This is a genomic window from Aquirufa esocilacus (genome assembly GCF_042715595.1).
In the GTDB taxonomy this organism is placed as follows: Bacteria; Bacteroidota; Bacteroidia; order Cytophagales; family Spirosomataceae; genus Aquirufa; species Aquirufa esocilacus.
The window spans coordinates 325,369-340,077 of record NZ_JBBKXX010000001.1 but is presented as its reverse complement, the minus strand read 5'-3'; the positions used below and the strand labels follow the sequence as shown (position 1 = coordinate 340,077).

Below are 14,709 nucleotides of genomic sequence, written 5' to 3'. Positions count from 1 at the left end.
GGTATCTCCTCCGGAGATGAATTTAGCAATTTTTCCTTCGGACTCATTCCCTCCGGACTTTATGCTTTATGCTCTATGCTTTATTATTTAATTACCGCCCCATCCAGCCGCCATCGACGGTCAAAATGGTTCCGTGTACATAGTTAGAGGCGTCTGATGCTAAGAATACCACCGGACCCTTAAAGTCTTCTGGTTCTCCCCATCTTCCCGCCGGAATTCGTCCTAAAATAGAGGCACTGCGCTCTTTATCTTCACGCAAAGCCGTCGTATTATCAGTGGAAATATAGCCAGGAGCAATCGCGTTCACATTTACTCCTTTCCCAGCCCACTCATTCGCTAAAGCCATCGTTAAACGGGCAATACCGCCTTTACTGGCAGCATAACCTGGCACATTAATTCCGCCTTGGAAACTCAATAGAGACGCGGTAAATATAATTTTACCACTGCCTTGTGCAATCATCCTGGAGCCGATTTCGCGGCTCAAAATAAACTGCGACGAGAGATTTACTTCCAAAACCTCATCCCAAAACTCATCTGAATGTTCCGCTGCCGGATTACGCAAAATGGTTCCTGCGTTGTTCACTAAGATATCGATACGGGGATAGTCAGCTTTCAACTGTTTGATGAAAGCATACAGCGAATCGCGATTTGAGAAGTCAGCTTGGTAAGCTTTGAATTTGCGGCCTAAAGCTTCCACAGCGGCAGAAACCTGAGAACCCAACAATTCTAAATTAGCCGAAACCCCAATGATATCTGCACCTGCCTCCGCTAAACCGAGCGCCATCGCCATTCCGATTCCTCGCTTACAACCCGTGACTAGCGCTATTTTTCCTGTTAAATCAAACGTGTTTTTCATAATTATTTCAAATGTACGGCAGAATCATTGATTTGGTAAGTGTGATGTTTCACTAAATCCATCATGGCTGCTCCAGCTAATAAAACGGGACCATAGCCGTGTGCCGCAAATGGTGAAATTGGGCGGTGATAGTAGAAAGCAGGATCCCAGGCTAAACCTGTCCCTACGCAAGTCCCTTCCACCTGGCCTTTTTCATTCACTTTTGTATTCACTGCATTCCAACCTAATATCGCTGCAGGACCATAAGTTTTAGGGTCGAGCCAGCCTTTGTTGATACCTTTGGCAAGAACATAAGTATAAATCGCCGTACAAGATGTCTCTAAATAGGAATCATTTTTATCCAATAATTGATGCCAAAATCCCGTCCCATCCTGCAAAGCCATCAGCCCTTTCAAGTGGCTTTTCAACTGAGCTAAAATCTCCGGACGAGCCGGGTGATTTGCCGGCAAATACTCCAATAATTCGCAATTGGTTAATAAGGCCCAGCCATTCGCGCGGCCCCAGTGAAATTCCGGATGCTCCGTGGCGTCGACTAAATAACCGTGCATGTAAATATTCAGGTTTGGATTAAACATCCGCTTTTGGTAAGCTTTGAATTGAAAAACCGCCTCTTCGTATTCCCCTAATTGCAATAAAGCTGGAATAGCCATATAGACATCATCAAGCCACATCGTGTGATGTAATGGACGAATCCGGACCAAGGTACGATCCGGCAATCGGTGCTCTTCTTTCAAGATAAAATCCGAGGCACGCTTTGTGATGTAAGACATATCCGTCGTAAATCCGGCTTTTTTCGCCTTAATCACCGCCATTCCCATCGCTCCGATGTCGTCCAAAGCGCGCGGGTGAACTAGCCCTTTCAATACGTGTGATTGTTCCGCTGGAATCTTTATCGCCTCCGGAACACCCGAATTTATCAGATTGAGGCGATTAAACACATAGTTCTTGTATTTCACATCCCCGGTCACTTCTGTTAAAGCCAACATTCCGGAATAGGTCACGCCCCATTCATAGGAAATCGGACGAAAATCTCCCTTGCTAAAAATGGCATTCGCGTTATATGTTTTCACTTCTGCGCCGGACGTCTTATCCACAAAACGATCAGGAGTCGCCGTTTCTAAATAAGTGAAGACGCGGTCGATGGTTTTTTGGATATTTTCAGCCGTAGGTGCACCGTAAGGTGTAGGATAATCTGGTTGTAATGCGTGGAGAGGCGCCGTGGCATCGGAAGCGGAGGTGATGTTTTTTTGGCCAAATAAGGAGCCAGAAATCAACAACAAAAATAAGGTATAGCGCATAAAAAAGGGGTCCTCCCTATTAAAGCAGAGAGGACCCCAGAATTACTATAATCAAAAGACTATTTTTTCATTTCAATACCCGAGATCTGCACGACGATTTGTTGTTCGGTTGCTTTCGGGTTTACCGCCACAAAATACAGATCGTGAGAGCCTGAAGTGGCTTGAATGGCTACTTTTTGCGCAGACGGACCATTCATTCTTCGAGGCGCTTGACCCGCAGGTGCCGCTGGAGCTGCTGACGGTGCAGGCGCTGTTGTAGCTGCAGGCGCTGAAGCTGGAGCCGCAACTCCCGTTCCTAGTGGAGCACCCTTTCCTGGCGTTGCCGCTGCTGGAGGAGGTCCACCAAATCCACCTTGTGACACTTCGATCGGTGCTGTTTGGCCTATCACCGTTCCCGTAGGAGAATCCAAACGAATTTCAATCACACCACCCGCTGCGTTAGAACGCGCTTGCGCTGAAGCTGAAATTTCAATTGTTGAGATTCCAGTTAGATCTAAATCTTTGTAGCCTAAGTGTGGATTTTGGCCCACCATGTTCGTCGAACGACCTGGCGTGATTAATTGCAAAATGCCTTTCGTCATATCTGCTTTCTCCACGTTCAAGGCTGGGTGACGTAAGAACAACCATTTCTCCGATTGAACTGGAGCCATCTTCTTGTTTCCTTTATCTAAATAAGTCGCACGAACCACAAATACCCCTTTCGAAGAAGATTGATCCGCTGGCTTTTTCAAACCTAAGGTTCCTGAAGTGGCGATGGCATTACTTGCTTTGGCATCTCCTAAACTTAAGATATAGTTCACCATCGCTTTCGCATCTGCCTTAGAAATACTTGGGTGCGCAGACATCGCGTGTTCGCCCCAAACGCCCATTCCACCAGCAATTACCTTATCAGAAAGTTTCTCTACCATATCTTGGCCTTTGTATTTCTCAGCCACTTCTTTGTAAGATGGCCCTACAGAACGTACAGACATTTGATGACAAGATTTGCAATCACTTGCATTGATTAAACGAAGACCTGCAGAGGCAAATAAATCGCTATCAGCCTTACGGTGCGATTGCGCCATCTCGATCGGATCGTAACCTGAAGCTACATAATCCACGGTCGCAGCAACTGCCTCTTTGGCAATACCTTTACCTAGCGTTCCGTCTTCTTTATCTTCTACTTTCACTTCGTATTTCAAAGGCTGCCCCTCGAAATAGAATGATTTGTTTCCGTCCACCGCGATATCCACTACTGGAGCTTCGTTACCTACTAAGATTTCCAAAGAAGCCGTGTTCGATAATCCTTTCGGATCTGCCGCCTTCAAAGTCACTTCATATTTACCCGCATCTCTCAATTGCAAGGTCGGATTAGCACCTGATAAATTCTTCACGAATTTGCCGGTCTTCTTGACTGTCCACGTATACGTCAACTTATCTCCGTCGAAATCTTTCGTTCCATCTGCAGATAAAGTCGTTGTAAATGGAGCAGCACCTGCTTTCTTAGCTGAAGATGCTTCTACATACGGCTTGCGATTTCCACCTTGGTATTCAATCTTTACTAAACGCGCATTCTCATTTCCGCGGAACCAAGCCGAACCATATTCTAATACATATAAGTCTCCTTCTGGACTGAAGTCCATATCGATCGCAGATCCAAAAGTTGTAGATGGCATAAAGCGCTCCATCGACTTGTAATCCCCTTTTTCATCCATGGTAACTGCCATAATCCAGCCACGCATAAACTCCACGATTAACCATTTTCCCTCGTAATACGATGGAAATGCCCGTTTCGCACCCGCAAAATCCGCCTTTCTAAACACAGGACCTCCCGTCGCTGAACGACCGGATGAACCTACTAAAGGAAACTCCTCTGACGTTCCATATGGATACCAAATCATCGCCTTCGTTGCCGCAGGTAATTCACGTAAACCAGTGTTATTAGGGGATTCATTCACTGGAGCCGCTGGGTTGAATTTAGGTCCAATCGCCATCGTCTCAAAATTTACATCCGCATAGGCTTTATTATCACCAATGAAATATGGCCAGCCGTAATAACCTGGACCTTTGGCCTGATTAAATTCATCATACCCGCGTGGACCTTTTTCTGAATCTACCGATGCATCTGGACCTACTTCGCCCCAATACAAGAAACCTGTTTTAGAATCGATGCTAGGTCTCCAAGGATTGCGGTGACCCATCGTATAAATTTCTGGCTTCGTCTTAGGCGTACCAGGCGCAAATAAATTGCCTTTTGGAATCGAATAGGTGCCATTCGCCTCTGGGTGAATGCGTAAAATCTTTCCGCGTAAATCATTCGTATTCGACGCACCGCGTTGATCATCCCAATACGCTTGACCCGGACGCTCATCGATAGGAGCATAACCATCTGAATTACTGTTACTTGTATTATTTCCTACGGTTAAGAACAGGTTTCCTGATTTGTCAAAAACCATTCCACCACCCGTGTGGCAACATTCCTCCCGCTGTGTAGGAACCTCCAAAAGCACTTTTTGTTGCTCTACTAATAACTCATCCCCACGCAATTCCATACGTGCTAAAATGTGCTTCGTTTCCGTTGGATGCGCATAATAAAGATATAGCCAGTGGTTTTTGCTGAAATTAGGGTCCAAAACAATACCCATCAATCCCTCCTCTGCCACACGCTCTTGACCCAAACGGTTCTTGTATTTCGTGTTGACATTTAAGTGAGCGATTGTCTTCGTCTCTTTGGTCTTCGTATCATAAGATTTCACATCTCCCTTGCGTTCCACAAACAGGATACGTCCATCTGGCAAAAAGGTAAACTCCATGGGTTCATCTAATTTGTCTACCAAAACAGACTTCACAAAACGATTTTCATCGGGGGCCTGCGCTAAGGCAGTTAGATTAATAAATGCTAGCGTGACAGCTAGTAATAATTGCTTCATAGCATCGAAAGGTTTAGTATTTTACAAAAATGATACAATAATCGGATTTTAAAAATTGTTGAGTGGAAAATGAGACGAAATCCCGGTTTTTAAAGCACAAAGAATAAAGCATAAAGAATAAAGTCAGCAGGGAATTAGTCCGTAGGAAACAGTTCAGAATTCATCCCCGCAGGGTATTCCTACTTTATTCTTTATGCTTTGTGCTTTATTCTTTATTAATATATTTACAAAATGAAATCACTCCTCTTCCTCCTCCTCTTCATCCCTTCCTTCCTTTTCGCTCAAACAAATAAAGACGAAAACGACATCAAGTCTGTCCTGCAAACTCAGATTAAACTGTGGAACAAGGGGGATATCGAGGGTTTTATGGAATACTACGAAAAATCCCCTGATCTAAAGTTCATTGGAAAAGCTGGCGTCGTGTCTGGCTGGGAGGCTACTTTACAGCGCTATTTAAAATCTTATCCCAATCGCGAGACGATGGGCACGTTAGATTTTGACATTCAAGAAGTAGATATTACAGCAGGAAAAACGGCTTGGGTATTAGGCCGCTGGCATTTGACAAGACCGACCGTGGGTGATGTGGGTGGCTATTTTACGTTGTTGATGAAAAAAATAAACGGGAAGTGGCTGGTGGTGAGGGATCACACTTCGTAGTCCGTAGGAAATTAGTCCGAAGTCCGTAGAAAAAATATTTCATAAATACTTCTAATCTTATTTCCTCCGGACTCCCTCCCTCCGGACTATTTATCTCTACTCTATTATCTCTAATCTAAACTCCTTCGGACTCCCTCCCTCCGGACTAGATTGTCACTCTAGAGAAAACATAAAACATTTCCCCCGCAATCTGCCTCGACCTTGCATCGTATTGTGCAGCCTCCTCGGTGGTGTCATCAAAGGCTTTGGGATCCTCATAACGTACCGGAATGCGGGCTTCCGCACCTGGGATGAAAGGGCAATTTTCGTCTGCGTGTGAACAGGTCATGACTGTCGCAAAAATGCCGTGTGGGTTGATGACATCATCATATAATTTCGAAAAAAGAATGATGGGACGCGAATCCTGCGTGTGCAAGGCGAAATAGATGGGATTAGAATGCCCGTGTTTAGAGACAATGAAACCCATTCGCTCTAGCGAAGCTACGGTGCGTTCGTTACAAGCCGTCACCTCTACCCCTCCAGAATAACATTGGGCGGGGATTTGGAAATAGTCTGCGGCGGTTTGAGCCCAGACTTGTGAGAATTGAGAGCGGCGCGAGTTGTGCGTACAGATGAAATTCAGTCGAATCGGCTGCTCTTTTTTGCGTTTGTCTTTGATGTAATCAATCAAGACTTGTAGTATTTCTCGGCGCTCGGTTGGAATTTCGAGTGAGAGAATTTGTTCCAAATTTTGGTTTAATAAATCCTTCATATTAGCAACATCCTGAGCCTGGGGTACAAGCGTTTGCGGCTTGCACTTCGGCGATTTTTAATTTTGGTTTTTCAACAGCCTCTGTCGCGGGTGGCATACAACATGCTGAGGCGTCCTGTGAAGCGTAGTGTGGGTCATTGAATTCTGCGTCTTCGTGGAAATAATACACTTCCCATTGAACACCGTCAGGATCTGTAGCCCAGAATTTGTCTTGAACGGCGAAGCAGCAAGAGGTTCCGATTTCTTCTTTCGAAACAATCCCTTGTTTTCTTGCCACTTCTAAACGGGCATTCATCTCTTCCGAAGTTTCTACTTGGAAACCTAAGTGACCGAAGTTTGCTTGAACGCGCTCTGGATTTTCGATAAACGAGATAATCAAGGAGGGGCTATCTAACACATATTTCGCATAACCTGGCTTCACTTTCGTGGCTGGCTGACCGAAAAAAGTCGAGTAAAAATTCACCGATGCCGCTAAATTGCTGACATACAAGGAGACGTGCATTCGTGGAAAAGTGGACATATTAACAACAATTAGATTTTTGTGCGACAAAATAATGTTCGAAAAACTCCCCAAAAAGCTGACTAAACTCCGCCCACTTTTCCCGGTTAATGCAATAACAAACCGAGACGCCTTCAATCGTTCCTTGGATAAATCCCACCTCTTTCAATTCTCTTAAATGTTGAGAGACGGTAGCCTGAGCTAGACCTAATTCTTGGACAAGATCTCCGTTGATACAGGTATTGGATTTCACCAAATACTGTAAAATCGCGACGCGTGCGGGATGTCCGAGTACTTTGGCCATCTGAGCGATCGCATTTTGTTCCTCTGTAAAGAGGTCTGTTTTGGTGATTCCCATTTTGCTTGTTATTATATTGCAATATTACGATGAAACAACTAAATAAAAAAGGCCGAAGCCTATTTTATTTTAATCTCTATAATTCAAAGCCGGCTTGCGATCACCTAAAAGAGCCTTGTATTTAAATTCAGCGCCTTTACGCTTCGACCACTCGGCTTTAGCGGCTTCTATTAAAGCTGGGTTTTTAAATAAATCAATGGCCGTCCCTGCAATCGTTTTGGCAGCCACCATCATTCCTTTTTTACCGATGCTAGTGCCCCCAGCCGCTACTGCTTGCCAGCTATGCGCGGTCGTTCCTGGCACCCAAGTAGCGGTTCCTAAACCAATCGTAGGAACTACCCAGCTCACATCTCCCACATCCGTCGAGCCTCCGCCACTTGGATCTGGACGACCCGGAACTACGGAAGAAGTAGACGCTAAATCAGTCTGCAACATGCCTGGCGTTTGTTGAATTTGTTTAGCGAAAGCCAACTCGGTTGGATTTAAGGTATATCCTCCCACGTTGGCCAAATTCGAACTCATCAGTGCGGCTAACTTTTCGTTTGGCAAAATCTCATACACCCCACCGATTACTTCTAACTCATAGCGAGTTCCTGTACCTAAAGCAGCACCTTCCGCCGCTTTTTCTAAGCGATTCCACACATCCATCACGATATCGCGTTGTGGAGAACGCACGTAATAATAGACCTCCGCATAATCTGGAACGATATTAGGCGCCTTGCCCCCGTTCGTAATTACGTAGTGAATACGCGTAGAAGAGGGCACGTGCTCGCGCATCATATTGGCCATAAAGTCCATCGCCTCCACCGCATCTAAAGCAGATCGTCCTCTTTCTGGGGAGGCCGCCGCGTGCGATGAAAGACCGTAGAAGCGGAATTTACCTGTTTTGTTCGCCAAAGACGACCCCGTCGAAACCGAATTCGCATCGCTCGGGTGCCAGTGCAACATGACATCGGCATCATTAAATAATCCTTCGCGTACCATGTATACTTTTCCGGATCCTCCCTCTTCCGCCGGACATCCGTATAATTTAATCGTCCCTTTGCCACCCGTTTCTTTTAACCATTCTTTTACGGCAATAGCTGCAGCAGACGAACCTGTCCCAAATAAATGGTGGCCACACGCATGCCCTGAGGCTCCTCCCAAGGAGCGTTTAGTCGGAATGGAATCCTGAGATAAACCTGGCAAGGCATCGTATTCGGCCATAATTCCGATCACCGGTTTTCCTTGACCATAGGTCGCCACGAATGCAGTAGGAATTCCTGCTACTCCTGTTTCAATCGTAAAACCAGCTTGTTTCAGGGTTTCCTGCAAAAGAGCAGAGGATTGTTTTTCTTTATATCCGACTTCGGCGAAGTTCCAGATTTTCTGTGCGATCGCACTGTAATGCGATTCTTGTTGTTGAATTCTCGCTAAGACTTTCTTTTTGTCTGCGTCTTGTGCAAAAGCTTGTAGGCTAACTAAAGCGAATAAGAGTATTTTTTTCATAATTGAGGTACAATGAACTTAAAATTAGCAGGAAGAACTTGGAAATCAAATTGATCTGATGTTTGGACTTCTCCGTCAACCTGGGCACTGAGGACCCGGCTGGTTTTAATGCTGATCTTTTTCGTTTGAGAGAATTCCACAATCGGTAGATTCAAATGCTTGCCTGATTGTATAATGGGCATGTAATAAAGCCGCTTCCAAACCGGTATCGGTTGACAATATAAAACATCGAGCAGGCCATCTTGAACTGAGGCTTTGGGGAAGAAATGAAAACCTCCACCTGCCCTAGAAGAATTGAAAACCATACAGAGGAATACCTCGCGGCCGCCTAGAATTTGATAGGTTTTAAACTTTAATAAATTAGGGATAGCGGCTAAATAATAACCCAGGCCGCCTTTAAAGTAGCGAATGGAATCCATCGATTTCAGCACTTCTCCCTCAATCCCAATACCCACGCCATTCAAGAAAAGTTGCCCATTGCAGTCCCCGGCATCGAATGCTTCCACGTGACCACTTAATACCGCATCTAAATGTGCACGTCTCGATCGATCTCCGTATAATTTCCAATAAAAATCATTCCCCGTACCACCTTTAAACAGCGCAATAGGAATATTTAGAGCACGGTATTTATTCACAAAATAATTAAACGTTCCATCGCCTCCCATCACCCATACTTGATCAAATTCATCTAGCAAAGTGGGCCATTCTTTCGCAAAAAGCTGAATTTCCCAATCCGATTTCTCTACCTTTACGGTCTCGATTACCCAAGAAAAATAGTTCGCAATGGCAACGGTCTTCTTGAGAGGATTGATAAGAAACGCTATTTTTTGACTCATAATCATAGAATTGTTTAAATTTAACATAAAATAAATCAATATGTCAAATTCACTTCCCACTGCCATCATTACCGGAGCCTCTCGTGGAATAGGCCGAGCGCTCGCCTTATTGCTAGCCAAAAACAACTTCCAATTAAGTTTGGTGGCACGCAATAAAGGGGAATTGAAAGACTTGGCCGCAGAAATTACCGAGATTGGACATCGTCCACTTTATTTCGATGGGGATGTATCCGATGAGGCTTTTGTCTCGGATGCAGTGGAAAAAACAGTGCATACCTTTGGACATATTGATTTTGTGATCAATAACGCGGGGATTGGGGCCTTTGGCCCTACTGAATCCTATACTGCGACACAATGGGATCAGGTGTTTGACACGAATGTAAAAGGAACTTTTTTGTTTTGCCAAAAAGCCCTACCGCACCTAAAAGCCGCTAAAAAAGGCCACCTTATCACGATTGCGTCTGATGTGGCGAAACGTGTTTTTGATGGAGGGTCACTTTATTGCGCCTCTAAATATGCACAGCACGCGTTCACTGAAGCTTTGCGTAAAGAGGTTAGACGAGACGGCATCAAAGTAAGCACGATTTATTCTGGATTAGTGGATTCTCATTTTCATGCAGATCCTGCAGGAGATCCTTCCCACGCAGGTTGGTTGAGCCCAGAAGATATGGCCAATAGCATCTATTATGTGATGAACCAGCCAGCGCACGTGGTGATCGATGAGTTGATGATTCACCCGCTTAACCAAGAATACTAGCCAAGAATTTAGGTCAACAGTGTAGGACAGTTTGCAGGTCTTGTGTAGAATAATTAAATTTAATCTACTTATAAACCTATCAGACATGTCCAATTGGAAACCCTCTTTAAGTTTTAGCCAAATCGTCAACATGAACGTTGGCTTTTTTGGTATTCAATACAGCTTCGGATTGCAACAAAGCGCTGTCAATCCGATCTATGATTTCCTGGGGGCTAGTCCGGACGAAATACCTCTTTTAAACCTGGCTGGACCTGTTACTGGTTTATTAATCCAACCTTTCATCGGTGCGATGAGTGACAGCACCTGGCATCCTAAGTGGGGACGCCGCAAGCCCTATTTCTTTATAGGCGCTCTATTGTGTAGCATTTGCCTTTTACTCTATCCTTTCTCGTCTTCTTTGTGGATGGCCGCGAGTTTATTGTGGATCTTGGATGCTGGGAATAATACAGCGATGGAGCCTTACCGTGCCTTTGTCGCTGATAAATTAAATGACGATCAACAGCCTACAGGATTTCAGATGCAGAGTTTTTTCACGGGTTTTGGCCAAACCCTAGCCAACCTATCCCTCTTCATCTTCCCCATGATCTTCATAGGCAAGACTGGTTCTTTACCAACCTGGGTATACGCCTCTTTCTTCTTGGGGGCCGTTTGTTCCATAGGATCCATCTGGTGGAGTATGCACACCGCTATGGAAATTGAACCGACAGCTGAGGAATTAGCCGAGATTCGTTCGCGCAAAACGAGCGTTTTAGAATCCATTTTTGAGATATTTCACGCGATCGGGGAAATGCCCAAAGTAATGTGGCAATTAGCGTTAGTGTACTTATTCCAGTGGTATGCGCTTTTCTGTTATTGGCAAAATTCCTCGAAGAGTATTGCTTTATCTGTCTGGAATGCAACGCCTAAAAGTAACCCAAAATTATACGAGGAAGCCGTTTCCTGGACAGGTTTAGTGAATGGCTGGTATAACATCGTCACTTTCTTATCGGCTTTGGCTTTAGCTGGTTTCGCTAAGAAATATGGGGCCAAATCCGTGCATATGATCTGCCTCATTTTAGCCGCCGCTGGTTTCTTAGCTTTCCCTCACATTGAAAATAAGAACTTGTTATTCTTTGCTATTTCTGGCTTCGGAATCGGCTGGGCAAGTATGATGGGAATCCCTTATTTACTGGTGGTTAGCGATATCCCTAAGGAGCGGTACGGGGTCTATATGGGTATCATCAATATGATGATTGTAATCCCGATGATTCTACAAAATATCACCTTTGGTTACATTTTAAAGCATTTTTTAGACAACGATCCCAGAAATGCGATTACCTTTGCAGGAGCATTATTAGCCATTGCAGCCCTAGCGACTGCCTTTATTAAACCATCCCCATCTAAACAATCCGCATGAGTGTCATTTGTATAGGCGAAGCCTTGATTGATATGATTTGTACTGACAAAGGTTCTAGCCTGTCAGACGGTCAAAATTTCTTAAAAAAACCAGGAGGAGCTCCCACAAACGTAGCAGCAGCCATCGGCGCCTTAGGCGGCGAAGTGAGCTTGAGTGCAAAAGTGGGGAACGATCCTTTTGGACGCCAAATGATCTCCGTGATGCAAGATTTCAACGTGAACACAAAACACGTTCACTTGGACTCGAAAACGTTCACGACTTTTGCCTTCGTTTCCTTGATGCTTGATGGAGAGCGTGATTTTGTTTTTAACCGCGGCGCAGATGCAGAATTAACCCAAGCAGAAGTAGCGGCAATCGATTTAACCGGTGTAAACATCGTTCACTTTGGATCTGCGACAGCCTTCTTAACTGGACCGTTAAATGCGGCCTATTATTCGTTAAAAGACCGAGCAAAAAAAGACGGCAAAATCATCAGTTTTGACCCGAATTACCGCCATTTATTGTTTGGCGATAAAATACCGTCCTTCATCAAGCAAAGTATGATTTTCTTGAAAGAAGCGGACTTTACGAAGCTATCTGATGAAGAAGCGATGTTAATTACCGAAACAGAAACGCTAGAAGAGGCGACTGAAGCCTTGTTAGACATCTGTCCTGGTGTATTCGCGATTACCTTAGGAAAAGAGGGGACTTTATTGGGATTGGCAGGCAAAACCTACATCATTCCAAGCATTCCAGTAAAACCAGTGGATACAACCGGTGCAGGAGATGCCTTTGTGGGTGCGGTGCTTTATCAATTAGATGGATTAAACATCCAGGACCTTGATTTTTCTGCTTGGAAAAATATCGTAGAAAATGCAAATAAGGCAGGTGCCAGAACTTGTGAATACCTGGGAGCCATGGAAGCCTTCAAGAACTTAAACAATAGTATTTTTAATTAATAGACTGTGTACAATTCCGCTCTTCAAAAACAAGCGAATACGCTTGTAAAATCACATAAAATTAAGGATGCTGGCTTTCAAGAACGTTTGACAGCTAATCTAGATGATATCCATAACCACTTTAGAGCGATTTATGGGGACAGTCCATTATTCTCAGATTTAATCCAAACCATTTTTCAAGCCTATACAGAACGCAGTCAGGAACTGAAAAAGCGGGATGAGGAGAAAGCGAAGAAAGAGGAGAATTGGTTTTTGAGCCAGGATCTGGTGGGAATGAGTTTATATGTGGATCGTTTTGCTGGAAAAATCTCCGATTTACCAGCGAAAATCCCGTATTTAGAGAAATTAGGCGTGAATTTTCTTCACTTGATGCCCTTGTTCAAAAGCCCAGAAGGCGAGAGTGATGGCGGTTATGCGGTGGAAGATTTCCGCGTGGTGGAGGAGAAATTAGGGACGATCGAAGATTTACGCGAGTTCCAAAAGGCCCTGCAACAAAAAGATATGTACTTGATGATCGACATCGTGTTAAACCACACGTCGCATCACCACGAATGGGCTAAGCTCGCGAAAGCAGGAATTAAAGAATACCAAGACTATTTCTACATGTACGACGACCGTCGCATCCCTGATGCGATGGAAGAAACGATGCCGGAGATTTTCCCAGAAAGTTCTCCAGGAAGTTTCACGTACGACGAGAAAATGGACAAATGGGTGATGAGCGTTTTCCACCACTATCAATGGGATTTGAATTATACGAATCCCAAAGTCTTCGTAGAAATGCTAGCGAACGTATTTTACTACGCAAACCTTGGCGTAGACGTGGTGCGCATCGATGCGCCGGCTTTCATTTGGAAACAAATGGGAACTGCCTGCCAAAACCTTCCAGAAGCCCACCAATTACTACAATTAATTAAAATGTGCGTGGAAGTGGCTACGCCTGGAATGGCTATTTTGGGCGAAGCCATTGTGGCTCCAGCCCAGATTATGGAATACTTTGGAACGGGTCGTTTCGCTACACACGAATGCGATTTTGCCTATAACGCCACTCAAATGGCCGTTCAATGGGATGCTTTGGCTACCGGCGATATCCGCGTGATGCGCACCGCTCAAAACGAGTTAGTACGCAAACCGAAAGGCGCGACCTGGTTAACTTACACCCGTTGCCACGATGATATCGGCTTAGGTTATGACGATTGGATGATCCAGCACGCTGGATTCAACCCATACGATCACCGCTCTTACATCAAAAACTATTACAGCGGTGGCATCGAATCCCCAGCCACTGGAGCCTTATTTGCAGTAAATCCCAAAACACAGGATGCGCGTCTTTCAGGTTCGTTAGCCTCCTTATGTGGTTTAGAAAAAGCCATCGCCTCTAAAAATCCTGCTGCTATCCAGACTTCTATCGATAAAATCACGATGATGCAAGCGCAAAGTCTATTTGTAGGTGGTGTACCGATGTTGTTCTATGGCGATGAAGCCGCTTACACAAACGATTATACGTATTTACAAGATCCAGGCAAATCATATGATAACCGCTGGATGCACCGCCCTATCATTGATTGGAAAAAGAGTGCGACGATTGATAAAGCGGATTCTATCGAAAATAAAGTATTCTCCAACCTTCAAAAATTAATCAAGCTGCGTAAATCACTAAAAGTGGTGGCTGACTTGAAAAATATTCATTGGTTAGAGGTGCACAACAATTCAATCATCGGTTTTGAGCGCTACCTGAATGGAGAAAAAGTCTATTTCTTATTCAACTTTAGCGCTGAGCCACAAGAGGTGACCTATTATATGTTAGGAGCCTATGGAGAACGGGCGACAGTTATGAAAGACTTATGGTCAGGCAAAACGGTTCAGATCGGGATGGATCACGATCATTTGGCTTTTGCGCCCTACCAATTTTATGTCCTAAAATAAAAAAACATCCCCCAACAGGGGATGTTTTTACAGAATCAAAATT

Annotated in this window: 13 protein-coding genes; 5 read left to right on the top strand and 8 right to left on the bottom strand. The window is 44.6% G+C overall.

The window, feature by feature from the left end; genetic code table 11:
- Positions 1–91: 91 nt before the first annotated feature.
- From SKC37_RS01415 to SKC37_RS01405, 3 genes are read right to left on the bottom strand one after another with little or no spacing between them, the layout of a single operon-like run.
- On the bottom strand, positions 92–856 hold the full coding sequence (locus tag SKC37_RS01415) for an SDR family oxidoreductase (RefSeq protein ID WP_377979755.1): 765 nt from the start codon (positions 854–856) through the stop codon (positions 92–94).
- Between the two features lie 2 nt (positions 857–858).
- On the bottom strand, positions 859–2,154 hold the full coding sequence (locus SKC37_RS01410; protein WP_377979754.1) for a glycoside hydrolase family 88/105 protein: 1,296 nt from the start codon (positions 2,152–2,154) through the stop codon (positions 859–861).
- A gap of 59 nt (positions 2,155–2,213) precedes the next feature.
- Entirely contained in the window at positions 2,214–5,063 is a 2,850-nt protein-coding gene (locus tag SKC37_RS01405; RefSeq protein ID WP_377979753.1) for a PQQ-dependent sugar dehydrogenase, read from the bottom strand.
- 231 nt (positions 5,064–5,294) lie between these two features.
- Between SKC37_RS01405 and SKC37_RS01400 the strand changes: the two genes are divergently transcribed.
- Positions 5,295–5,720, top strand: a complete 426-nt coding sequence (locus SKC37_RS01400) for a YybH family protein (protein ID WP_377979752.1) — start codon at positions 5,295–5,297, stop codon at positions 5,718–5,720.
- Between the two features lie 145 nt (positions 5,721–5,865).
- Here the strand turns inward: SKC37_RS01400 and SKC37_RS01395 are convergent, their stop codons facing one another.
- From SKC37_RS01395 to SKC37_RS01375, 5 genes are all read right to left on the bottom strand, one after another.
- On the bottom strand, positions 5,866–6,471 hold the full coding sequence (locus SKC37_RS01395) for a low molecular weight phosphatase family protein (RefSeq protein WP_377979751.1): 606 nt from the start codon (positions 6,469–6,471) through the stop codon (positions 5,866–5,868).
- Position 6,472: 1 nt separating this feature from the next.
- Positions 6,473–6,991, bottom strand: a complete 519-nt coding sequence (locus tag SKC37_RS01390; protein WP_377979750.1) for an ArsI/CadI family heavy metal resistance metalloenzyme — start codon at positions 6,989–6,991, stop codon at positions 6,473–6,475.
- Position 6,992: 1 nt separating this feature from the next.
- Positions 6,993–7,328, bottom strand: a complete 336-nt coding sequence (locus SKC37_RS01385) for an ArsR/SmtB family transcription factor (protein ID WP_377979749.1) — start codon at positions 7,326–7,328, stop codon at positions 6,993–6,995.
- 69 nt (positions 7,329–7,397) lie between these two features.
- Positions 7,398–8,816, bottom strand: a complete 1,419-nt coding sequence (locus SKC37_RS01380) for an amidohydrolase (RefSeq protein WP_377979748.1) — start codon at positions 8,814–8,816, stop codon at positions 7,398–7,400.
- Positions 8,813–9,652, bottom strand: coding sequence for a diacylglycerol/lipid kinase family protein (locus SKC37_RS01375; RefSeq protein ID WP_377979747.1), 840 nt, complete (start codon positions 9,650–9,652; stop codon positions 8,813–8,815). Before SKC37_RS01375 ends, SKC37_RS01380 begins: the two co-directional genes overlap by 4 nt.
- Before the next feature lie 40 nt (positions 9,653–9,692).
- Between SKC37_RS01375 and SKC37_RS01370 the strand changes: the two genes are divergently transcribed.
- The 4 genes from SKC37_RS01370 to SKC37_RS01355 all read left to right on the top strand — a co-directional run bounded on the left by SKC37_RS01370 (position 9,693) and on the right by SKC37_RS01355 (position 14,666).
- The gene (locus tag SKC37_RS01370) at positions 9,693–10,409 is read left to right on the top strand and encodes an SDR family oxidoreductase (protein WP_377977706.1); all 717 of its coding nucleotides are present in this window, start codon (positions 9,693–9,695) and stop codon (positions 10,407–10,409) included.
- Positions 10,410–10,494: 85 nt separating this feature from the next.
- Entirely contained in the window at positions 10,495–11,805 is a 1,311-nt protein-coding gene (locus SKC37_RS01365) for an MFS transporter (protein WP_377979746.1), read from the top strand.
- Positions 11,802–12,743, top strand: coding sequence for a carbohydrate kinase family protein (locus SKC37_RS01360; RefSeq protein ID WP_377979745.1), 942 nt, complete (start codon positions 11,802–11,804; stop codon positions 12,741–12,743). The genes SKC37_RS01365 and SKC37_RS01360 overlap by 4 nt, the downstream gene beginning before the upstream one ends.
- A gap of 6 nt (positions 12,744–12,749) precedes the next feature.
- Positions 12,750–14,666 carry an alpha-amylase family glycosyl hydrolase gene (locus SKC37_RS01355; protein ID WP_377979744.1) on the top strand — a complete coding sequence of 639 codons (1,917 nt, stop codon included), beginning with the start codon at positions 12,750–12,752 and terminating at the stop codon, positions 14,664–14,666.
- The last annotated feature ends 43 nt before the right edge of the window (positions 14,667–14,709 follow it).